This window comes from Streptomyces sp. NPDC051211, from assembly GCF_040689505.1.
Lineage (GTDB): Bacteria > Actinomycetota > Actinomycetes > Streptomycetales > Streptomycetaceae > Streptomyces.
The window spans coordinates 156,668-176,618 of the sequence record NZ_JBFBAV010000011.1; the positions used below are offsets into that span (position 1 = coordinate 156,668).

Below are 19,951 nucleotides of genomic sequence, written 5' to 3' on the forward strand. Positions count from 1 at the left end.
CTGCTACCTTCCTCACCTAACAAATGTTTGGTGGAAAGGTAGCTGATCTGCTGATGGGTGTCTCCACCTCGAGCCCGGGCAAGGGCATCGCCCTGGTCACCGTCGACTTCCCGCCCGTCAACGCACTGCCCGTGGACGGCTGGTACGAGCTCGCCGACGCCCTGCGCGCGGCCGGCCGCGACCCCGGGACCCGGTGCGTCGTACTGGCCGCCGAGGGGCGCGGCTTCAACGCCGGCGTCGACATCAAGGAGATGCAGCGCGACACCGGCCACACCGCCCTGATCGGCGCCAACCGGGGCTGCTACGAGGCCTTCGCCGCCGTGTACGAATGCGAGGTGCCGGTGGTGGCGGCCGTGCACGGCTTCTGCCTGGGCGGCGGCATCGGCCTGGCCGGCAACGCCGACGCCATCGTGGCGAGCGAGGACGCCACCTTCGGCCTGCCGGAGCTGGACCGGGGCGCCCTCGGAGCCGCCACCCACCTGGCCCGCCTGGTCCCCCAGCACCTGATGCGCGCCCTCTACTACACCTCCCGCACCGCGACCGCCGCCGAACTGCACGCCCACGGCTCGGTGTGGCGGGTCGTCCCGCGGGAGGAACTCCGCGCGGGCGCACTCGAACTGGCGGCGGAGATCGCCCGGAAGGACGGCTACCTGATCCGCCTGGCCAAGGCCGCCATCAACGGCATCGACCCCGTGGACGTGCGCCGCAGCTACCGCTTCGAGCAGGGCTTCACCTTCGAGGCCAACCTCAGCGGGGTCGCCGACCGGGTCCGCGGCACCTTCGGCAGCGAGGAGAAGTGATGACCGACAAGGTGATGACCCCCGACGAGGTGGTCGGGCGGCTGCACAGCGGGATGACCCTCGGAATCGGCGGCTGGGGTTCGCGCCGCAAGCCCATGGCCCTGGTGCGGGCACTGCTCCGCTCCGAGATCACCGATCTCACCGTGGTCTCGTACGGCGGCCCCGACGTCGGCCTGCTGGCCGCCGCCGGCCGCATCCGCAGACTGGTCGCGCCCTTCGCCACCCTCGACTCCATCCCCCTGGAGCCGAACTTCCGGGCGGCCCGCGAGAGCGGCGCCCTCGCCCTCACCGAGCTCGACGAGGCCATGTTCATGTGGGGCCTGCACGCCGCCGCCAACCGGCTGCCCTTCCTGCCCGTCCGGGCCGGCCTCGGCTCCGACGTGCTGCGCGTCAACCCGGAACTGCGCACCGTACGCTCCCCCTACGCCGACGGCGAGGAGCTCGTGGCCGTCCCCGCCCTGCGCATGGACGCGGCCCTGGTCCACCTCAACCGGGCCGACCGCCTCGGCAACGGCCAGTACCTGGGACCCGACCCCTACTTCGACGACCTGTTCTGCGAGGCCGCCGACTCCGCGTACGTCTCCTGCGAGCAGCTCGTCGAGTCCGCCGAACTCGCCAAGGCCGGCCCCCCGCAGTCCCTCCTCGTCAGCCGGCACTCCGTCACCGGCGTGTGCGAGACCCCGAACGGCGCGCACTTCACCTCCTGCGTCCCCGACTACGGCCGGGACGAGGCCTTCCAGAAGCTGTACGCGACCACTCCCTGGGCCGAGTTCGCCGCCCGCTTCCTCTCCGGTGCGAGCGAGCACGACTACCAGAGGGCCGTCCGCACCTGGCACGAGGAGCAGCAGTGACCGGTCGAACCCCCCTTCTCCCGCCCACCCGCCCGGAGATCTGCTTGATCGCCTGCGCCGAGGCCTGGCGCGACAACGGCGAGGTGCTCGCCAGCCCGATGGGCCTGATCCCCTCCTTCGGGGCCCGGCTCGCCAAACGCACCTTCGCCCCCGACCTGCTGCTGACGGACGGCGAGGCCATGCTGGTCGGCCTGGACGGCACGGTCGAGGGCTGGCTGCCCTACCGCCGCCACCTGACCATGGTCACCGGCGGCCGCCGGCACGTGATGATGGGCGCCAGCCAGATCGACCGGTACGGCAACCAGAACATCTCCTGCATCGGCGACTGGGAGCGTCCGGCCCGCCAGCTCCTCGGCGTGCGCGGCGCCCCCGTCAACACCCTCAACAACCCGGTCAGTTACTGGGTTCCCAAGCACTCCACCCGGGTCTTCGTCGAACGGGTCGACATGGTCAGCGGGGTCGGGTACGACCGGGCGGCCGCGGCCGGCCCCTCCGCCACCCGCTACCACCGGCTCCCCCGCGTGGTGTCCGACCTGGGTGTCTTCGACTTCGACACGCCCGACCGGAGCATGCGGCTCGCCTCCGTGCACCCGGGCGTCACCGTCGCGCAGGTCCGGGAGGCCACCGGCTTCGAGCTGGCCGTCCCCGACGAGGTCCCGTACACCCGGGAGCCCAGCGCGGCGGAACTCCGGCTGATCCGCGAGGTGATCGACCCCCGGGGCCTGCGCGAGCGGGAAGTCCGGACGGCGGCCGCCTGATGGAGACCGCGCTCACCCGGCTGACCGGCGTCCGCCACCCCATCGTCCAGACCGGCATGGGCTGGGTGGCCGGCCCCCGCCTCGTCTCGGCCGCCGCGAACGCCGGGGCCCTCGGCATCCTGGCCTCCGCGACCATGACCGTGGACCAGCTGCGTGCGGCGGTCCGCGAGGTCAGGTCCCGTACGACGGAGCCCTTCGGGGTCAACCTGCGGGCGGACGCCGGGGATGCGGGCGACCGGGTCCGGATCATCATCGACGAGGGGGTGCGGGTCGCCTCCTTCGCGCTCGCCCCCTCCGAGGAGCTGATCGCGGAGCTCAAGGAGGCCGGTGTGGTGGTCGTCCCGTCGATCGGGGCCCGCCGGCACGCCGAGAAGGTCGCCGCCTGGGGCGCCGACGCGGTGATCGTGCAGGGCGGGGAGGGCGGCGGCCACACCGGGGACGTGGCCACCACCGTCCTCCTCCCCCAGGTCGTCGACGCCGTCGACATCCCGGTGATCGCGGCGGGCGGCTTCCACGACGGGCGCGGCCTGGTCGCCGCGCTCGCCTACGGCGCGGCCGGCATCGCCATGGGCACCCGGTTCCTGCTGACCTCCGACTCCACCGTCCCGGACCGGGTCAAGGCCCGGTACCTGGCGGCCGCGGTCAAGGACGTCACCGTCACCACGGCCGTGGACGGGCTGCCTCACCGGATGCTCCGCACCGAGCTGGTCGACTCCCTGGAGCGGGCGGGCCGCGCCGGGGCGCTGGCCCGGGCGGTCCGGCACGCGGCCGGGTTCCGGAAGATCTCCGGCCTGTCCTGGGCGCAGATGGTCCGGGACGGGCTGGCGATGAAACACGGCAAGGACCTGTCCTGGAGCCAGGTCCTGCTCGCCGCGAACACCCCCATGCTCCTGAAGGCGTCCATGGTCGAGGGCCGTACGGACCTCGGTGTCATGGCATCCGGCCAGGTCGCGGGCGTCATCGAGGATCTGCCGTCCTGTGCGGAGCTCGTCGACCGCGTGATGGCCGAGGCACACGCGGCACTGCAGTCGCTGAACACCCTGCAGTCGCCGCACCCCCCGCACCCTTCGCACCCTCCGCACCCTCCGCACCCTCCGCACCCGCTCCGCACCCTGCCTCCACCAGGGTGATCCCCCTTCTCCGCAAGGAGTCGTCAAAGATGAGCCGTGCCCGAATCCGCCTGGCGACCGCGGTGATGCTGTCCGCGCTCGCCATCGGGACCCTGCCCGCCTCCGCGTACGCCGATCAGGCGGCCCCCGTCCCTGCTGCCGCTCCCGCGCTGCGGTGGGCGGAGACGATCCGCCAGATACCCCTGCAGGGCGCCGTCAACGTCCGCGACCTCGGCGGCTACCGCACGTACACCGGCGGCCAGGTCCGCCACGGGCTGGTCTACCGGTCCGATGCGCTGAGCAAGCTGACCGCCGCGGACATCACCACCGTCGCCGGTCTGGGCCTCACCAAGGTCGTGGACTTCCGGATCCCCATGGAGCTCCAGTACGACGGCGCCGACCGGCTGCCGCCCGGCCTCTCCGCCACCCCGCGGCCGGTCAGCGACCTCGGCCTGTACGGGACCCTGGTCGGCGCGATCTCCAGCGGGGACCCGGTCAAGCAGGAACAGATGCTCGGCGGCGGCCGCGCCGAGGCCTACATGCGCGACATCTACCGCACCTTCGTGACCAGCCCCGAGAACCGGGCGCAGTTCGCGGCGACCCTGCGGGAGCTGGCGGCCGCCGGGTCGGGCCCGATCCTGTACCACTGCACGTCCGGGAAGGACCGGACGGGCTGGTTGAGCTACGTCCTGCTGCGGGCGCTCGCCGTCCCGGAGAGCTCGGCCGAGCGGGACTACCTGGCCTCGAACACGTACCGGGCCGCGTACGACGCGAAGGTGCGGGAGGGGCTGAAGCAGTCCGGGCGGATGCAGAACCCGGATCTGCTGATCCCGCTCCAGGAGGTCCGGCAGGACTACCTGAACGCGGCGACGGCACAGCTGGCGGCCGACTACGGCAGCTTCTACGGCTACCTGACGCAGGGCCTCGGCCTTGACCTGCGCGATCTGGTGAAGCTCCAGGACAAGCTGGTGCGCTAGGGCAGGTCCGGCGGGGGCCGGCCGCCGTCGGCCGGCCGGCCCCCGGGGCTGAGGTGCTGCACCACCTCGGCGAGGTCCTCGACGGCCTGCTCGATCCTCATCCGGATGTTGTTCTGCTCGGTGACGAGCGCGGCGAGCAACAGCCCGGTCAGGGCGGCGGCCCCGTTGAGGGCCTGGAGGTTGACCATGATCTCCAGGAGGCTGCGGTCGGCGAACGGTCCGACCCGGTCGATCGCCGCGGAGATCGCCAGGACGGAGACGAGCAGGGTGCAGGGCGCGCTCCCGGCCAGTTGGAAGCGCACCGCCGCCCAGATCAGCATGGGGAAGACGAAGAACAGGAGGGACAGGGAGCTCCGGGTGGCCACCAGGGTCACAACGACGGCGATGAGACCCATGGCCATCGCCTCGGCCACCCGCAGGGGGTCCTCGGGCATCCGGGCCCTGGGCAGCACCAGTAGCAGCGGAGTCAGCACCAGGACCCCCATCGCGTCCCCGGCCCACCAGGCCGCCCAGACCGGCCAGGCGTCGGCGAGGGTCATGTCGCCGGTGAGCATGAGGGTGACGGTGCCGACGGTCGCACTGATCAGCATCGGCAGCAGGCCGCCCAGGAAGACCAGCGCGGCCCCGTCCCGCAGCCGGTCCAGTTCGACCCGGAAACCCGCCCGGCGCAGCAGCAGCAGGGCGCACACCGGAGCGAGGGTGTTCCCCGCGACGATCCCCAGGTCGACGGGGTCGAACTCGCTGATCCGCTCGATGGAGAGGTAGGTGCCCAGCGCGATCCCCGGCCAGATCCCGAGCCCCATCCAGAGCAGGCAGGCCAGGGCGATGCCGGTGGGCGGCCACAGCGGCGTGACCATGGCGCCGTCCACGACCACGCGCTGGAGCAGGCCGATCCGCCCGGCCGCGTAGTAGGCGACGGCGACGGCGAGGATCCCGAGAAGAGTTCGGGGGAGGCGTCGCCATTCCGCGGTGGGCACCCCAGCATCAGACAACAGCGGCCGCGCCCCGGAGGAGCACGACACGCGCTACCCGGGGGCGGCTCCCGCCGCGTCGTGGCGGAGGACCAGTACCGCGGCGTCGTCCGCGTGGCCGGTGGAGTCGGCCACCTTCATCACCTCGGCGGCGATCTCGTCGGGATCGGCGGCCGCCGCCTCCCTGACGACCCGGACCACCCGCGCCAGTCCCTCGTCGATCGGGAACGACGGCCCTTCCACCACGCCGTCGGTGAGCAGGACGATGGCCCCCGCCTGCTCCAGCCGGTGCCGGGTGACCGCGTATCCCGAGCCGGGCAGCATGCCCAGGGGCAGGCCGCCCTCGTCCCGGGAGACGCCGTAGCGGCCGTCGACCGTGGCCCAGACGGCGGGTACGTGGCCGGCCCGCGCGCTCTCGATCTCCCAGGTCTCCGGGTCGAAGCGGAGCAGGGAGCAGGTCGCGAAGAGCCGGGAGTCCATGGCGAGCAGGACGTCGTTGGCCCGGCTCAGCACCTCGCCGGGGTCCCCGACGATGGCGGCCACCGCGCGCAGGCCGATCCGGACCTGTCCCATGAAGGCGGCCGCCTCGACGTCGTGGCCCTGGACGTCGCCGATGGAGAAGGCGAGGGCGCCCTCGGGCAGCCGGAAGCCGTCGTACCAGTCGCCGCCGATGTCCAGGCCGTCGCGGGCGGGGGCGTACCGGGCCGCGGCCCGCAGGCCGGGCACGACGGGCAGCGCGGCGGGCAGCATCTCGCGCTGAAGTGCCTCGGCCAGCTCGAGCCGGGCGTGCTGCAGCTCCGCGCCTTCCCGCGCCTGGGCAGCGAGCCGTCCGAGCGTGCTGAGGAGCTCGGCGCTGGCCGCCCCCGGGGCGCGGCGCCGGGTCACGGACCGCTCCGGGCTGTATCCACGTGATCTCTGCTTCCGCCGTGGGCAAGACCCGAGGCCATCATATTTCCGGTCCGCGGAGTGCGCGCAGGTACGCGGACGGCCGCCGCCCCGGTGCGGGGCGGCGGCCGTCGTGGAGCGGCGTGGGGTGCCGGTCAGGCGCCGGTGCGGCGGCCGGAGCCGATGCGGCTGCGTGCCGAGGCCGCGGCGGCACCGCCGGAGCCCGCGGCACCGGTACGGCGGCCGGCGGAGCCGGAGCCCGTGCCGTTGGCGCTCCTGCCGGCCTGGCCGGAGCCGGAGCGTCCGCCCTGACCCGAGCCCTGGCCGCCGGACCGCGTCCGGGAGCCTGCGCCCGCGGCCTGCTCGCCGCCGGAGCGGCGGGCCTGGCCGGAGCCGGAGCGTCCGCCCTGGCCGGAACCCTGCTCGCCGCCGGAGCGGCGCGGCTGGCCGGAGCCGGAGCCGCCGGCAGAAGGGCCCGCGCCGCGGCGGCGCGAGGGCCTGCCGCCGCCCGGCTTCGAGGCCTTCGGCGGGGTCGGCTGCGGCACGTCCAGGACCACCGGTACGCCGGACGGCTCGCGGGCGCCGGTCAGCCGGGTCAGCTCCTCGTCGGAGGACTTGATCTGGGCGGTGCGCGGCCGGATCCCGGCGTCCGACATCAGGCGGGTCATCTCGCGCTTCTGCTCCGGCAGGACCAGGGTGACCACGCTGCCCGACTCGCCGGCCCGCGCGGTGCGCCCGCCGCGGTGCAGGTAGTCCTTGTGGTCGGTGGGCGGGTCCACGTTCACGACCAGGTCGAGGTCGTCGATGTGGATGCCGCGGGCCGCCACGTTGGTGGCGACCAGCGCGGTGACCTCGCCCGTCTTGAACCAGTCCAGGGTGCGGTTGCGCTGCGGCTGGGAGCGGCCGCCGTGCAGGCCGGAGGCCCGTACACCGCTCGCCAGGAGCTTCTTCACCATCCGGTCCACCGCACGCTTGGTGTCCAGGAAGAGGATCACCCGGCCGTCGCGGGCGGCTATCTTCGTCGCCACGGCCTTCTTGTCGGTCTCGTCCAGCACGTACAGGACGTGGTGCTCCATGGTCGTCACCGCGCCCGCCGACGGGTCGACCGAGTGGGTGACCGGGTCGGTCAGGAACATCTTGACGAGCTTGTCGATGTTCTTGTCCAGGGTCGCGGAGAACAGCAGCCGCTGGCCGCCCGCCTCCACCTGCTTCAGCAGCTTGGTGACCTGCGGGAGGAAGCCCATGTCGGTCATCTGGTCGGCCTCGTCCAGCACGGTGACCGAGACCCGCTCCAGGGTCACGTCGCCCCGGTCGATCAGGTCCGCCAGCCGGCCCGGTGTGGCGACCAGCACTTCGGCGCCGCGCTTGAGCGCGGTCGCCTGCCGGTTCAGCGACATCCCGCCGACCACGGTGGTGATCCGCAGCCGCAGGCCCTGCGCGTAGGGGGTCAGCGCGTCCGTGACCTGCTGGGCGAGCTCGCGGGTCGGTACGAGGACCAGCGCGAGCGGCGCCTTGGGCTCGGCACGGCGGCCGGCGGTCCGGGCCAGCAGCGCCAGCCCGAAGGCGAGGGTCTTGCCGGAGCCGGTGCGGCCGCGGCCGAGCAGGTCACGCCCGGCCAGCGAGTTCGGGAGGGTGGCTGCCTGGATCGGGAAGGGCGCGGTGACCCCCTGCTCGGCGAGGGTCTTCAGCAGCGCCTCGGGCATGTCGAGGTCCTCGAACGCCGCCACGGGCGGCAGCCCGGGGGTCAGCGTCTCGGGCATCGTGAACTCCTGCGGCCGGGCGGGCTGCGACGTGGAGGTGCCCTTCGACCGGCCCGCGCCGGCCTTCGGACGTCCCTGGTCAGCGCCGCGGCCCCGGGCGGGGCGTCGGCCGGAACGTGCGGAGCTGGAGCTGGAGCTGGTCATGCGGGGTAGCCCTTCTGAAACCGGCAGGTGTACACAATCGGTCGAGACAGCACACAAGCCGGGGCCCGCACCTGGCGATGCGGACCCCGGCGTGTGACGAGTGTCAGGCAGGCAGGATGTTCTCGGCCTGCGGGCCCTTCTGGCCCTGGGTGACGTCGAAGGTCACCTTCTGGCCCTCCTGGAGCTCACGGAAGCCCTGGGTGGCGATGTTCGAGTAGTGGGCGAAGACGTCCGGGCCGCCACCCTCCTGCTCGATGAAGCCGAAGCCCTTTTCCGCGTTGAACCACTTCACGGTGCCGTTGGCCATAGCAATCTCCTGAAAATAGGCAGGGCCCCATCCGGAGATGCCGGAAAACAATAATGCGCCTGAGGATCATTCCGTCAGGCGCACATAACGTTCATGGGTACCACAACTGCAATGCATCCAAGTTAGCACACGCCGGTGCGGGCCGATCGGCACGACACCCCCTAGAGGCGTTCGATGATCGTGACGTTCGCCTGGCCGCCGCCCTCGCACATGGTCTGGAGGCCGTAGCGGCCTCCGGTGCGCTCCAGTTCGTGGAGGAGGGTGGTCATCAGCTTGACGCCGGTCGCGCCGAGCGGGTGGCCCAGGGCGATGGCTCCGCCGTTCACGTTCACCCGTGCGGGGTCGGCCCCGGTCTCCTTCAGCCAGGCCAGCACCACCGGGGCGAACGCCTCGTTGATCTCGACCAGGTCGATGTCCCCGATGGTCAGACCGGTCTTCTTCAGCGCGTGCGCCGTCGCCGGGATCGGCGCCGACAGCATCCGGATCGGGTCCTCGCCGCGCACGGACAGGTGGTGGATGCGGGCCCGCGGGGTGAGGCCGTGCTCCCGGACGGCCCGTTCGCCGGCGATCAGCATGGCCGCCGCGCCGTCCGAGACCTGGGAGGAGACCGCGGCGGTGATGGTGCCGCCCTCGACCACCGGCGCCAGCGCGGCCATCTTCTCCAGGGTGGTGTCGCGGCGCGGGCCCTCGTCAACGGTCACGTCTGCGTACGCCACCGTCTCCCGCGCGAAGTGGCCCTCGTCGATGGCGCGGACCGCCCGCCGGTGGGAGCGGAGGGCGAACTCCTCCATGTCCGTGCGGGAGATGCCCCACTTCTCGGCGATCAGCTGCGCGCCGTGGAACTGGTTGACGGGCGCGTCGCCGTAGCGGGCCCGCCAGCCCGCCGAGCCCAGGTAGGGGCCCTCGGTGAGGCCCAGCGGTTCGGCCGCCTGCCGGGAGGCGAACGCGATCGGGATCATCGTCATGTTCTGGGTGCCGCCCGCGACCACCAGGTCCTGGGTGCCGGACAGCACGCCCTGCGCGGCGAAGTGGACGGCCTGCTGGGAGGAGCCGCACTGCCGGTCGATCGTGACGCCCGGCACCTCCTCCGGCAGTCCCGCCGCCAGCCATGCCGTCCGCGCGATGTCGCCCGCCTGCGGGCCCACCGTGTCGAGGCAGCCGAAGACCACGTCGTCGACCGCGGCCGGGTCGATCCCGGAGCGGTCCACCAGGGCCTTCAGGACGTGCGCGCCGAGGTCCGCCGGGTGGACGGCCCCGAGGCCTCCCTTGCGGCGGCCGACGGGGGTGCGTACCGCTTCGACTATGTAGGCCTCGGGCATGGCTGATGCTCCTTCACGGGTCACGGTCACGGGTCTCGGGTCACGTGCGTACGGCGATCCCGTCCAGCACCATCGACAGGTACTGGCGGGCGATCTCCTCGGGGCTGTGCTGTCCGCCCGGCCGGTACCAGGAGGCCGCGACCCACACGGTGTCGCGCACGAAGCGGTAGGTCAGGCGGACGTCCAGGTCGTCCCGGAAGACCCCGGCGGCGACCCCGCGCTCCAGCGTCCCCAGCCACGCCTTCTCGAACTTCACCTGCGAGTCGGAGAGGTAGTGGAAGCGGGGCTGCGAGGACAGGGTGCGGGACTCCTTCTGGTAGATCGCGACGGCGGCGCGGTGCCGGTCGATCTCGCGGAAGGACTCGGTGACGAGGGCCTCGATGGTCTCCCTGGGGCCGAGCCCGGCGGCGAGCACCGCGTCGTAGCCCTCCCACAGCTCGTTCAGGAAGGCGGAGAGGATCTCGTCGAGCATCGATTCCTTGGAATCGAAGTGGTAGTAGAGGCTGCCGGCGAGCATGCCGGCCGCGTCGGCGATCTTGCGGACGGTGGTGGCGTTGTAGCCCTGCGCGGCGAACACCTCGGCGGCGGTGTCGAGGAGTTCGCGGCGCCGCTCGGGCGAGGCGGTCACCTGGGGTTTCTTCTTGTTCGTTGGCACCCGACCATTCTGGGGCCAGTCCTCAGGCGCGCTGGCTGCTGACGGAGACGGTCTCGCCCGTCATGTACGAGGAGTAGCCGCTGGCGAGGAAGACGATGACGTTGGCGATCTCCCAGGGTTCGGCGTACCGGCCGAAGGCCTCGCGGGCCGTCAGTTCCTCGAGGAGTTCCGCGCTGGTGACCTTCACCAGGTGCGGGTGCATGGCCAGGCTGGGCGCGACCGCGTTGACCCGGACGCCGAACTCGGCGGCCTCCAGGGCCGCGCAGCGGGTGAGGGCCATCACCCCGGCCTTGGCGGCCGCGTAGTGGGCCTGGCCGGTCTGGGCGCGCCAGCCGACGACGGAGGCGTTGTTGACGATGACGCCGCCGCGGCGGGCCGCCTTCAGTGACCGCAGGGCGGCGCGGGTGCAGCGGAAGGTGCCGTTCAGGGTGACGTCGAGGACCGTGGACCACTGCTCGTCGGTCATGTCGACGAGGGCGGCGGTGCCGCCGAGTCCGGCGTTGTTGACGACGATGTCCAGCCCGCCGTGGGCCTGTTCGGCGCGCGCGAACAGGGCCTGCACCTGCTCCTCGTCGGTGACGTCGCAGGGCAGGGAGGCGACCCGGTCGGGGCCGAACTCTGCGGCGAGGGCCTCCTCGGTCTCCTTCAGCCGGCGGGTGTGCGCGTCGCCGAGGAGGATGCGGGCGCCCTCCTCCAGGAAGCGGCGGGCGGTGGCCCCGCCGATGCCGGCGCCGGCGGCGGCGGTGATGACGGCGGTCCGGTCGCGCAGCAGCCCGTGTCCGGGGACGGGCTCCGGCGCGGTGCGGGATTCCTCGACGCTGCTCATGGGCGTACGTTAACCTACCAAACACTTGTTAGGGAAGGAGTGCCCGACAGTGGACCTGACGCACACACCGGAGGTGGAAGCCTTCCGCGCCGAGGCCCGGGAATGGCTGCGCGAGCACGTGCCGGCCGCCCCGCTGCCCTCCCTGGAGACGGCGGAGGGCTTCGCGGCACACCGGGAGTGGGAGGCGGAGCTGTACGCCGGCCGCTGGTCGGCGGTGTCCTGGCCGGCCGAGTACGGCGGCCGGGGCGCGGACCTCGCCGCGTGGCTGGTGTTCGAGGAGGAGTACTACGCGGCCGGCGCCCCCGGCCGGGTCTCCCAGAACGGCATCAACCTGCTGGCCCCCACCCTCTTCGACCACGCCACCGAGGAGCAGCGGGCCCGGGTGCTGCCGTCCATGGCGAGCGGGCAGGTCATCTGGGCGCAGGCCTGGTCGGAGCCGGAGTCCGGCTCCGACCTGGCCTCGCTGACCTCGAAGGCGGTCCGGACGGACGGCGGCTGGCTGCTGTCCGGCCAGAAGACCTGGTCCTCCCGGGCCGCCTTCGCCGACCGGGCCTTCGGCATCTTCCGCACCGACCCGGAGGCGGCGCGGCCGCACCAGGGGCTGACGTACCTGATGTTCGACCTGCGCGCGCCCGGGGTGACGGTGCGGCCCATCGGCCGGCTCGACGGCAAGCCGGCCTTCGCCGAGCTCTTCCTGGACCGGGTGTTCGTCCCCGACGAGGACGTGATCGGGGAGCCCGGCCAGGGCTGGCGGATCGCCATGTCCACCACCGGCAACGAGCGGGGGCTCACGCTCCGCTCCCCCGGGCGGTTCCTGGCGGCGGCGGACCGGCTGACCGCGCTGTGGCGGGCCGCGGCCGACCCCTCCGACACCGCGCTGCGGGACCGGGTGGCCGACGCGGTGGTGGGGGCCCGCGCGTACGAGCTGTTCACCTGGGCGAACGCGTCCCGGTTCGCGGCGGGCGAGGTGATCGGCGCGGAGTCCAGCCTGAACAAGGTGTTCTGGTCGGAGTACGACATCGCCCTGCACGAGACGGCCCTGGACCTGCTGGGTCCGGACGGCGAACTGGCTGCCGGGGACTGGGCCGAGCCGTGGGTCTTCTCCCTGGCGGGGCCCATCTACGCCGGCACCAACGAGATCCAGCGCGACATCATCGCCGAGCGGCTGCTCGGCCTCCCGAAGGGCCGCCGCTGATGCGCTTCCTGCCGACCGCCGAACAGTCCGACTACGCCGGTACGCTGCACCGGCTGCTCGGTGCCTGCGAGCTGCCGGCGGCGGTCCGCGCCTGGGCGGGCGGGGATCCGGCGCCGGGGCTTCAGGTGTGGCGGAAGCTGGCCGGCACCGGGCTGTTCGCCCTGCCGGTGCCCGAGGCGTACGACGGTCTCGGCCCGCTGCCGGTGGAACTGGCCCTGGCCTACGGGGAGCTGGGCCGGGCCGGGATGCCGGGGCCGGTGGTGGAGACGGCGGCGGCCGCCGTGCTCCTGTCCTCGCTCGGCGACGAGACCCTGGCCGAGCGGTTCCTCCCCGGGCTGGCGGCGGGGGAGTCGGTGGCCACGCTGACCCTGCCGGGCGGTGGTCCGTACGCGCTGGACGCGGAGCCGGCCACCCACCGGTTCGCGGTCTCGGCGGCCGGTGAACTCCGGCTGGCGCCCGGCCCGGACAGGGTGCTGGCCTCGACCGATCCGGCCCGCCGGCTGTCCCCGCCGGCGGCCGGCGGGGAACTCCTGGCGGCCGGGCCGGCGGTGCTCTCCGCGGCCGGCACCGCACTGCGCTGGGCCCGGCTGCTCACGGCGGCCCAGTGCCTGGGCGTGGGCGAGGCCCTGCTCGGCCGCACCGTCGAGTACGCGAAGCAGCGCACCCAGTTCGGCACGCCCATCGGCGGCTTCCAGGCGGTCAAGCACCGGCTGGCGGACACCCTGCTGGGCCTGGAGTTCGCCCGGCCCCTGGTGTGGGCGGCGGCCCTGACCCTGACCCCCCGGGACGTGGCGGCCGCGAAGCTGACGGCGGGTGAGGCCGCCTACCGGGCCGCGATGTCCGCACTCCAGCTGCACGGGGCGGTGGGCTACACGGAGGAGCTGGACCTGTCGCTGTGGCTGCGCAAGGCGCGGCCGCTGCGGGACGCGTGGGGGTCGCCGTCGGAGTGCCGGGCGGAGGTACTGCGCTGATTTCGGCCGTCCGTCCCCCGCCCGGCAGGCGGGCCGGGCCAGGATGGGACGTATGACGACACACCACGAGGACCGGGCGCGGTCCTTCAGTCGGGCCGCCGAGCGGTACGGGACCTACCGGCCCTCCTACCCGGCGGAGCTCTTCGACACGCTGGAGGCGGTGTCCGGGCGGCCGCTGCGCGGGGCGCGGGTGGCGGACGTCGGGGCGGGCACCGGCATCGCCACCGCGCAGCTGCGGGACCGCGGGGCGCGGGTGGTGGGGGTGGAGCCGGGCGGCGGGATGGCGGCCGAGTTCCGCCGCCGGCTGCCGGACGTGCCGGTGGTGCGCGGGGACGGCAACCGGCTGCCGCTGGCGGACGGTTCGCTGGACTTCCTGACGTACGGGCAGTCCTTCCACTGGACCGACCCGGCCCGGTCCGTCCCGGAGGCGGCCCGGGTGCTGCGGCCCGGTGGGGCGCTGGCGCTGTTCTGGAACGAGCCGGACGTCTCGGTCCCGTGGATCGCGGACCAGGACGCCCGCATCAAGGCCCGCTTCGGCGAGGGCTGGTACATCGCCGACCATGCGATCCCGGCCACCGACCTCGGCCTGGGCTTCACCGACCACACCCTGACCTGGTCCCGCACCGTCCCCGTCGAGGTCCACCTGGCCAAGCTGTCCACCCACTCGCTGTTCCTGACCCGGGGCGCCGAGGGCGAGGAGTTCCTGGCGTCCGAACGGGCCGTGCTGACCGCCCGGTTCCCGTCCGGCGAGGTCGTGGAGCAGTACGCGGTGGCCCTCCGGATCGCGATCCGCCACCCGGAGTGACCCGGGCGGCCCGGCGCGGCGGCTGCCGTCAGCGGAACTCGTGGACGAGCTCGATGCGGCCGACGATGTGCGCGTTGAACTCGTCCAGCTCCTCGGCCGGCACCCACAGCTCCAGGATCGTCTCGCCGCCGGCCTGCTGCACCGGATAGCGGGAGAGGAAGGCCGAGTCCACCTCGAAGCGGGTGACGAAGCCCGCGCCGTCGTACCGGACGTTCCAGTCGCGGGCGATGCGGATCGCGTAGTCCTCGTTGAGGACCGGGTAGAAGATCGGCTGCTCCGGCAGCCGGGGCGGCCAGGCCCGCCAGTCGAGGTCGCGGACCAGGTCCAGCTCGACGGGGCCGGTGGGTCGCCAGAGGGTCGTGGTGGGCGTGGTGCTCATGGGGGGCGAGCGTAGGCGGCGGTCGGGCGGGCGGCCAGCAGGTTTCGAGGGGGCGTGATTCCGGCGCAGGAAGTGCGCCCCCTCGGGCGGGATTCGGCCACCGGCGGGTCCGGGGAATGCGGGCGCCGGATTTCAGCGGGTGTTGAACCAGGTCAGCCAGATGCCCGAACGTTGCACTTTGCACCGCTGGGCACCGTTCCGGCCAAATCCAATTGCGCCCTTTACTACTGCGAAACCGGCTCAATAGACTCGCTACCGCTCACATCAGATAGGCAGCCGCCTATCGATTCCCTCTTCCTTATCGGAGGAATTATGGGCGAGTCCGTGAACGAACAGACCATCATCGAGGACATCGAGTCCCTCGACAGCCTCGAAGTGCTCGAGGCCGAGGACTTGGACGAGGGCGTGGCCTTCCACGCGTTCCGCTTCCGGAACTGACCCGATCGCACCGCCGGCCCCGGCACGGTGCGGTGCGCCGTCCGGGGCCGATGGTCCGCCGCCGCGCCCGAAAGGCTTCGCATTCCCGGTGAGAACCTATCTTCAGCTGCTCGGCCACAGGCGGTTCGCAGCGCTTTGCTTCGGGCAGGCCGTATCCCTGCTCGGCGACGCGCTTTTCCCGATTATCGTGGTTGTTTCCGCTGCGCAAGCGGGAACTCCGGCGGAAACGATCGGCGCCGCATTTGCCGCCCGATTCCTTGCGCTCGGCGGCGTGGTGTTGTTCAGCGGCGCCCTGCTGGACCGTATTGATCCGGTCATCGCCGCGGTGAGCGCGGATGCCACCCGGGTGGGGGCGCTGCTCGCGCTGGGATTGTTCTGGGACGGGAATCTGGACGCGCTGGTCCTGGCCGTGGCCATCGTGATCGGACTCTGTGAGGCGGTCAGCGAGCCGGCCCTGCTCGTCATCGCCCCCCGCATCCTTCCCCGGAATCCGGAGACCAACCCCCGCTCAGCGGAGGCGGCCGAAGCGGCCGAGGCCGCCGAGGAGGAGCGGATCACCGCCGCCTACGGGCTGCTCGAAGGCATGCGGAACCTCTCCGGGATCGTCGGCCCGACCCTCGCGGCCGCCCTCATCGCCCTGTTCAGCCCGTCCGCCGGCGCCCTGGCCGCCGCCCTCGCCTTCGGGCTCTCCGCCGCCGCCACCCGCTGGGCGGGCGGCCGGTCCGCCGCCGCTCGGAAAGCCGAACCGCAGGAGGAGCGGAAGGACCCGCGGGAGGACCGGCAGGACCGGCAGGACGGGCCCGAGGAGCAGGAGGAGCAGGACGAGCCGCTGCTGCGGTCCGCGCTCGGCGGGCTGGGCGTGCTCTGGCGGATCCGCTGGCTGCGCTACGTGCAGGTACTGGCCGTCGTGCACGTGCTGTTCGCCGTCGGCCCCTGGATGGTCGCCCTGCCGGTCCTCATCATCGAGCGGCAGCACTCCGCCACCGTCTACGCCCTCGTCCTCGGCTCCTTCGCCGCAGGCACCGTCGCCGGGGCGTTCCTCGGCGGCCGGATCCGCGGCCGGCGCCGCGGCCTCGTCTCGCTCGCGCTGCTCGGCCTGTTCGGCCTGACCGCACTGGCACCCGTACTCACCGGCTCGGTGCTGCTGCTGATGGCCGCCTTCGTCGTCGGCGGTACCGGACAACAGGCCTTCGACGTGGTGAAGATGGCGGGGCTGCGCCGGGAGGTGCCGGAGCGGCTGCACGGCCGGGCCTTCTCCGCCGACTTCTTCTTCTCCTTCGCCTCCCTCCCCCTCGGCCAGCTGCTGGGCGCCGCGCTGCTGCGGTTCTTCGAGGTCGAAGCGATCATGCTCTGGGCGGGCGGGCTGGTGATCGTGACCACCGTTCTGACGATGCTCAGCAAGGACGCCCGGCACTTCAGGTCGGGGCCCGCCCCCGCGAAGGGCGCGGGCGTACCGGACCAGCGGGGGCCCGGCCTGGCCGACCCCGCGGAACAGGGCGAGAATGCCGGGACACGTTGACCTGTTCGAGGAACACGGCGAAGTGGCCGCCCTGTGGCAGGAGGGCGGCTACCGGGACCGCACCGTGGTCTGCTTCGACCGCCATCTCGACCTGAAACCGCTCGCCCCCGGCGGCGAGGCGGCGCTGCTGGGGGCGGCCGCGCGCGGCGAGGACCCGGCCGGGCTGCTGCGCCGGCTGCCGGTGCGGGGGGTGCCCGGCGCGTTCGGGCTGGACGACTTCTGGTCGGCCGCGGCCCTCGCGGGCGGCCTCACCGAGCTGGTCTGGGTGCCCAGTTGGACCTCCCACGAGGGCTGGGAGCAGGCCGCGGTGGACTCCGTCTCCCTGATCGCCACCGGCGGCACCCCGGCCGACCCCCGGATGACGGACTGCTGCCTGACCGTCCGGCTGTGCGGGGTCCGGCTGGCCGTGGTGCCCCCCGATCTGCTCGCCCGCCACCTCGCCGCGCACGTGTCCGGGGACGTCGTCGCCGACATCGACCTGGACTGGCTGATGGACGAGCACGGGCGCGCCGACCACTCGGTGGAGGAGCTGGCCGGGCTGGTCGCCGCCTGCGGCGGCGAGCTGTCGGCGATGACCTGGTCGACCCGGTCCGGTTTCCTGCCGCAGGAGTTCCGGCGGGTCGGCGCCGACGTGGCCGGCCGGCTGGGCCTGCGCGCCCGCACCTCCTCCTTCCTGCCCGCCACGCCCTGGCCGGAGGACCTGCTGCTGGCCGTCCACCGGGGCGGCCCGCTGCCCGCCGAACCGGCCCCCGGCCCCCGCCGCGGCTCCGGCTCCGGTGGGCCGCCGGAGGCCCTCGGGGTGACCGTGGCCCTGCGCGGCCTGGCGCTCGCCGCCGGAGACCCCGACGGCGCCGAGGAGCAGTACGGGCGGGCCGCGGCCGGGGGGTACCGGTCGAGCTGGCTCGCGTACAAGATCGGCATCGCCCACTACGCGCGGGGCGGGCACCGGACCGCCCGGGACTGGCTGCGCGAGGCCATCGCCGTCGACGGCCGGGACACCCTGGCCATGCACGCCCGGATCATGGCGGTACGGGCCACCGCCCGGCTGGACGGCCCCGGTGCCGCCCTCGCGGAACTCCGCGCCCTGGCGGCGGAACTGCCGCTCCGTGCCGGAGTCTGGCGCACCCTGCGGCTCCTCTCGGACCGGGCCGGCGACCCGGAGACCACGGCCGCCGCCGACCGGCAGCTGGCCCTGCTGAACCGGCTGACCGGCCCCCGCCACGGGCCCGGGGCGGGAGCTCCGGCCGCGGGCGGGGAGGCTGCCGGCGGGGAGGCCGCGGTAGGGAAGACCGCGGGCAGGAATGCGGCGGTCGGGGAGGCCGCAGTCGGGGAGGCCCGGCCGTCATGAACGCTCGCGCGGGGAGTGACGTACTGCTGGTGATGCCGCCGGTGAGCGAGGCCGTGCAGTTCCCCTACCTCGCGCTCCCCCAGCTCACCGCCGCCTGGACCGCGCGCGGCTACCGCCCGGTGTGCTGCGACCTGAACCTGGAGTACCGGACCGCGGTACTGCGCCGGCAGCCCGACGCCGCGGCCGGGCCCGACGGCGACGCCGCGGCCGGGCCGGCCGGCGGGAGTCCCGCCAAGGAGGCCTTCCGCCGGATCAGCGAGCGCTATCGGGAGGACCACGGCCAGCGGCTGCTCGACCGGTCCCGCGACCGGAGCTCCGGGTTCGACCAGGAGGTGGCGATGCGGGCCGTCGTCCGGTACGTCACCCAGCAGGCCGCCCAGGACGGCTGGACGGTGCCCGGCCCGTTCCGGCTGTCCCGGCTGGACGCGCTGATCGAGGACGGGAGCACGGGCTGGTCGGCCCACTGGGGCGCGGCGCGGCTGGCGGAGCTGCTGGACCGGCACCGGCCCCGGGTGCTGGCCTTCACCGTCCCCTTCTTCAGCCAGCTGATACCCACCCTCGCCCTGTGCACCCTGCTCAAGCGGGAGCGCCCTGCTTTGCGGATCATGGCCGGCGGGCCGACCGTACAGATGTGGGCGGGGATGCTGCGCCGCAAGGTCGCGGCGGCCCGGCTCGTCGACCACTGGTGCCCGGGGCACGGCGAGGACTACCTCGGCAGGATCCTCGACGGGGCGGAAGGTCCCGAGGGGGAGGCCGGGCTCGCGGACGGGTTCGTGCTGAACGACCAGCCCATGCCGGACTTCGGTCCGTTCGACTTCGCCGACTACAGCAACCAGGCCCACCAGTTCCCGTACCGGCTGACCGTCGGCTGCTTCTGGGGGAAGTGCACGTTCTGCTCGTACGGCAACCGCTACCACGACGCCCGCGCCTTCCAGCAGGTCTCCCCGGAGGTCGCCGCGTCCCATCTGGTGGAGCTGGCCGCCCGGCTCGGCATCACCGACGTCGCCGTCACCGACGAGAACACCGGCCTGCGGCACCTGCTGCGGGTGATGCGCGCGGTCCGCGGCCGCGGCGCGGCCCTGACCTTCCGGGTCCGCGCCCGGCTCGAACCGGAGCTGGCCGACCCGGCGTTCTGCGAGCAGCTGTACGCGCTCGGGTGCGTGCAGCTGTCGGCCGGGTACGAGACGGACGCGCAGCCCATCCTCGACTCGCTGCGCAAGGGGCAGGACGCCCGGCACGCCGAGCGCGCGGTGGCCCATCTGACCGCGGCCGGGATCACCACCAACCTGTCCTTCATGGACGGCTACCCGCATCCGGCGGCGGAACCGGCACACCGGGCCACCGTCGAACTGATCCAGCGGCATCCGGCGGACCTGGGCCTGGACACCATGCAGCTGCTGGTCGCCGAGCCGGGCAGCCACCTGTGGGAGAGCCGGCGCCCCGCCCACCGGGAGGACCGGGACGACGAGTACCTGATCACCAACGAGGGGCTGGCGTTCGCCGCCGGCCGGATCGGCGGCGCCCTGCTCGACGAGGAGGCCACCGAGGAGGCCCGGCAGCGGCTGCTGCGGATGGCGGTGGAGGCCGTACCGGACGCGGAACGGGCCGGTCGGCCCGACCTGGCACAGCGCCCGGAGGCTCAGGCCGGGGCCGCGCCGGCGGACGCCCTGGTGGCCGCCCTGGTGGCCGCGGGGGTGCCGGTCCGGCCCCGGTTCGGGGTCGCGCTGGACACCGTACGCACCCAGTGGTTCCTGGCCGATCTGGCATGGCCGCGGATGGCCGCGCTGCCGCCGGGGGTGGAGCGGGCCGGGGACGGGCGGCTCACCGCGGACGGGCCGGGGGCCCGCCGGTGGCTCTCCCGGATGGTGGAGAAACGCCTGCTCGAAGTGGAAGGGGGCACCTGATGGAACACGCGGGACCTGCGGAACCCAGGG

The 19,951-nt window shown here is 73.5% G+C and carries 19 protein-coding genes; 11 read left to right on the top strand and 8 right to left on the bottom strand.

The genetic code is table 11. The features are described 5' to 3' along the window. Nucleotides 1–53 precede the first annotated feature (53 nt). Genes AB0447_RS14205 through AB0447_RS14225 form a run of 5 tightly spaced genes read left to right on the top strand, consistent with a single transcriptional unit; the run spans nucleotide 54 to nucleotide 4,495 of the window. Entirely contained in the window at nucleotides 54–800 is a 747-nt protein-coding gene (locus AB0447_RS14205; protein WP_366476900.1) for an enoyl-CoA hydratase family protein, read from the top strand. Further along, nucleotides 800–1,651 (top strand): CoA-transferase, encoded by an 852-nt coding sequence (locus tag AB0447_RS14210; protein WP_366476901.1) that lies wholly within the window; start codon nucleotides 800–802, stop codon nucleotides 1,649–1,651. The genes AB0447_RS14205 and AB0447_RS14210 overlap by 1 nt, the downstream gene beginning before the upstream one ends. Further along, a complete protein-coding gene (locus AB0447_RS14215; protein ID WP_366476902.1) occupies nucleotides 1,648–2,409 on the top strand; it encodes a CoA-transferase in 762 nt (253 codons plus the stop codon). The genes AB0447_RS14210 and AB0447_RS14215 overlap by 4 nt, the downstream gene beginning before the upstream one ends. Next, nucleotides 2,409–3,539, top strand: a complete 1,131-nt coding sequence (locus AB0447_RS14220; RefSeq protein ID WP_366476903.1) for a nitronate monooxygenase — start codon at nucleotides 2,409–2,411, stop codon at nucleotides 3,537–3,539. The genes AB0447_RS14215 and AB0447_RS14220 overlap by 1 nt, the downstream gene beginning before the upstream one ends. A gap of 29 nt (nucleotides 3,540–3,568) precedes the next feature. Beyond that, nucleotides 3,569–4,495 (top strand): tyrosine-protein phosphatase, encoded by a 927-nt coding sequence (locus AB0447_RS14225; RefSeq protein WP_366476904.1) that lies wholly within the window; start codon nucleotides 3,569–3,571, stop codon nucleotides 4,493–4,495. Here the strand turns inward: AB0447_RS14225 and AB0447_RS14230 are convergent. The 7 genes from AB0447_RS14230 to AB0447_RS14260 form a co-directional block, all read right to left on the bottom strand. After that, nucleotides 4,492–5,472, bottom strand: coding sequence for an MASE1 domain-containing protein (locus tag AB0447_RS14230; protein ID WP_366476905.1), 981 nt, complete (start codon nucleotides 5,470–5,472; stop codon nucleotides 4,492–4,494). The genes AB0447_RS14225 and AB0447_RS14230 overlap by 4 nt on opposite strands. Before the next feature lie 48 nt (nucleotides 5,473–5,520). Continuing rightward, entirely contained in the window at nucleotides 5,521–6,351 is an 831-nt protein-coding gene (locus tag AB0447_RS14235) for a PP2C family protein-serine/threonine phosphatase (protein WP_366476906.1), read from the bottom strand. A gap of 155 nt (nucleotides 6,352–6,506) precedes the next feature. Beyond that, nucleotides 6,507–8,255 (bottom strand): DEAD/DEAH box helicase, encoded by a 1,749-nt coding sequence (locus tag AB0447_RS14240; RefSeq protein ID WP_366476907.1) that lies wholly within the window; start codon nucleotides 8,253–8,255, stop codon nucleotides 6,507–6,509. A 103-nt stretch (nucleotides 8,256–8,358) separates the two neighbouring features. After that, the gene (locus AB0447_RS14245) at nucleotides 8,359–8,562 is read right to left on the bottom strand and encodes a cold-shock protein (protein WP_366476908.1); all 204 of its coding nucleotides are present in this window, start codon (nucleotides 8,560–8,562) and stop codon (nucleotides 8,359–8,361) included. 161 nt (nucleotides 8,563–8,723) lie between these two features. Next, nucleotides 8,724–9,881 carry an acetyl-CoA C-acetyltransferase gene (locus AB0447_RS14250; RefSeq protein ID WP_366476909.1) on the bottom strand — a complete coding sequence of 386 codons (1,158 nt, stop codon included), beginning with the start codon at nucleotides 9,879–9,881 and terminating at the stop codon, nucleotides 8,724–8,726. A gap of 40 nt (nucleotides 9,882–9,921) precedes the next feature. Next, nucleotides 9,922–10,536 (bottom strand): TetR/AcrR family transcriptional regulator, encoded by a 615-nt coding sequence (locus tag AB0447_RS14255; protein WP_366476910.1) that lies wholly within the window; start codon nucleotides 10,534–10,536, stop codon nucleotides 9,922–9,924. Nucleotides 10,537–10,558: 22 nt separating this feature from the next. Next, entirely contained in the window at nucleotides 10,559–11,362 is an 804-nt protein-coding gene (locus AB0447_RS14260) for an SDR family oxidoreductase (RefSeq protein ID WP_366476911.1), read from the bottom strand. Between the two features lie 49 nt (nucleotides 11,363–11,411). Here AB0447_RS14260 and AB0447_RS14265 point away from each other — a divergent pair, with 49 nt between their 5' ends. The 3 genes from AB0447_RS14265 to AB0447_RS14275 are packed head-to-tail and all read left to right on the top strand — an operon-like array spanning nucleotide 11,412 to nucleotide 14,333. After that, nucleotides 11,412–12,557 carry an acyl-CoA dehydrogenase family protein gene (locus tag AB0447_RS14265; RefSeq protein WP_366476912.1) on the top strand — a complete coding sequence of 382 codons (1,146 nt, stop codon included), beginning with the start codon at nucleotides 11,412–11,414 and terminating at the stop codon, nucleotides 12,555–12,557. Next, nucleotides 12,557–13,528 (top strand): acyl-CoA dehydrogenase family protein, encoded by a 972-nt coding sequence (locus AB0447_RS14270; protein WP_366476913.1) that lies wholly within the window; start codon nucleotides 12,557–12,559, stop codon nucleotides 13,526–13,528. The genes AB0447_RS14265 and AB0447_RS14270 overlap by 1 nt, the downstream gene beginning before the upstream one ends. Nucleotides 13,529–13,580: 52 nt before the next feature. Further along, on the top strand, nucleotides 13,581–14,333 hold the full coding sequence (locus tag AB0447_RS14275) for a class I SAM-dependent methyltransferase (protein ID WP_366476914.1): 753 nt from the start codon (nucleotides 13,581–13,583) through the stop codon (nucleotides 14,331–14,333). A 28-nt stretch (nucleotides 14,334–14,361) separates the two neighbouring features. Here AB0447_RS14275 and AB0447_RS14280 read toward each other — a convergent pair whose 3' ends face one another. Further along, a complete protein-coding gene (locus AB0447_RS14280) occupies nucleotides 14,362–14,712 on the bottom strand; it encodes a hypothetical protein (RefSeq protein WP_366476915.1) in 351 nt (116 codons plus the stop codon). Nucleotides 14,713–15,238: 526 nt separating this feature from the next. Between AB0447_RS14280 and AB0447_RS14285 the strand changes: the two genes are divergently transcribed. The 3 genes from AB0447_RS14285 to AB0447_RS14295 are packed head-to-tail and all read left to right on the top strand — an operon-like array spanning nucleotide 15,239 to nucleotide 19,921. Next, nucleotides 15,239–16,669 carry an MFS transporter gene (locus AB0447_RS14285; RefSeq protein ID WP_366476916.1) on the top strand — a complete coding sequence of 477 codons (1,431 nt, stop codon included), beginning with the start codon at nucleotides 15,239–15,241 and terminating at the stop codon, nucleotides 16,667–16,669. Continuing rightward, entirely contained in the window at nucleotides 16,653–18,017 is a 1,365-nt protein-coding gene (locus AB0447_RS14290; protein ID WP_366476917.1) for a hypothetical protein, read from the top strand. Before AB0447_RS14285 ends, AB0447_RS14290 begins: the two co-directional genes overlap by 17 nt. After that, nucleotides 18,014–19,921: a radical SAM protein gene (locus AB0447_RS14295; RefSeq protein ID WP_366476919.1), complete on the top strand. Its 1,908-nt coding sequence runs from the start codon at nucleotides 18,014–18,016 to the stop codon at nucleotides 19,919–19,921. Before AB0447_RS14290 ends, AB0447_RS14295 begins: the two co-directional genes overlap by 4 nt. Nucleotides 19,922–19,951 lie beyond the last annotated feature (30 nt).

What these genes read in the sequence shown, in the direction of transcription:
- AB0447_RS14210 (WP_366476901.1), top strand. Translation starts at nt 800, where the DNA reads ATGACCGACAAGGTGATGACCCCCGACGAGGTGGTCGGGCGGCTGCAC.
- AB0447_RS14275 (WP_366476914.1), top strand. Translation starts at nt 13,581, where the DNA reads ATGACGACACACCACGAGGACCGGGCGCGGTCCTTCAGTCGGGCCGCC.
- AB0447_RS14220 (WP_366476903.1), top strand. Translation starts at nt 2,409, where the DNA reads ATGGAGACCGCGCTCACCCGGCTGACCGGCGTCCGCCACCCCATCGTC.
- AB0447_RS14260 (WP_366476911.1), bottom strand. Translation starts at nt 11,362, where the DNA reads ATGAGCAGCGTCGAGGAATCCCGCACCGCGCCGGAGCCCGTCCCCGGA.
- AB0447_RS14240 (WP_366476907.1), bottom strand. Translation starts at nt 8,255, where the DNA reads ATGACCAGCTCCAGCTCCAGCTCCGCACGTTCCGGCCGACGCCCCGCC.
- AB0447_RS14290 (WP_366476917.1), top strand. Translation starts at nt 16,653, where the DNA reads ATGCCGGGACACGTTGACCTGTTCGAGGAACACGGCGAAGTGGCCGCC.
- AB0447_RS14280 (WP_366476915.1), bottom strand. Translation starts at nt 14,712, where the DNA reads ATGAGCACCACGCCCACCACGACCCTCTGGCGACCCACCGGCCCCGTC.
- AB0447_RS14245 (WP_366476908.1), bottom strand. Translation starts at nt 8,562, where the DNA reads ATGGCCAACGGCACCGTGAAGTGGTTCAACGCGGAAAAGGGCTTCGGC.
- AB0447_RS14250 (WP_366476909.1), bottom strand. Translation starts at nt 9,881, where the DNA reads ATGCCCGAGGCCTACATAGTCGAAGCGGTACGCACCCCCGTCGGCCGC.
- AB0447_RS14205 (WP_366476900.1), top strand. Translation starts at nt 54, where the DNA reads ATGGGTGTCTCCACCTCGAGCCCGGGCAAGGGCATCGCCCTGGTCACC.
- AB0447_RS14225 (WP_366476904.1), top strand. Translation starts at nt 3,569, where the DNA reads ATGAGCCGTGCCCGAATCCGCCTGGCGACCGCGGTGATGCTGTCCGCG.
- AB0447_RS14295 (WP_366476919.1), top strand. Translation starts at nt 18,014, where the DNA reads ATGAACGCTCGCGCGGGGAGTGACGTACTGCTGGTGATGCCGCCGGTG.
- AB0447_RS14270 (WP_366476913.1), top strand. Translation starts at nt 12,557, where the DNA reads ATGCGCTTCCTGCCGACCGCCGAACAGTCCGACTACGCCGGTACGCTG.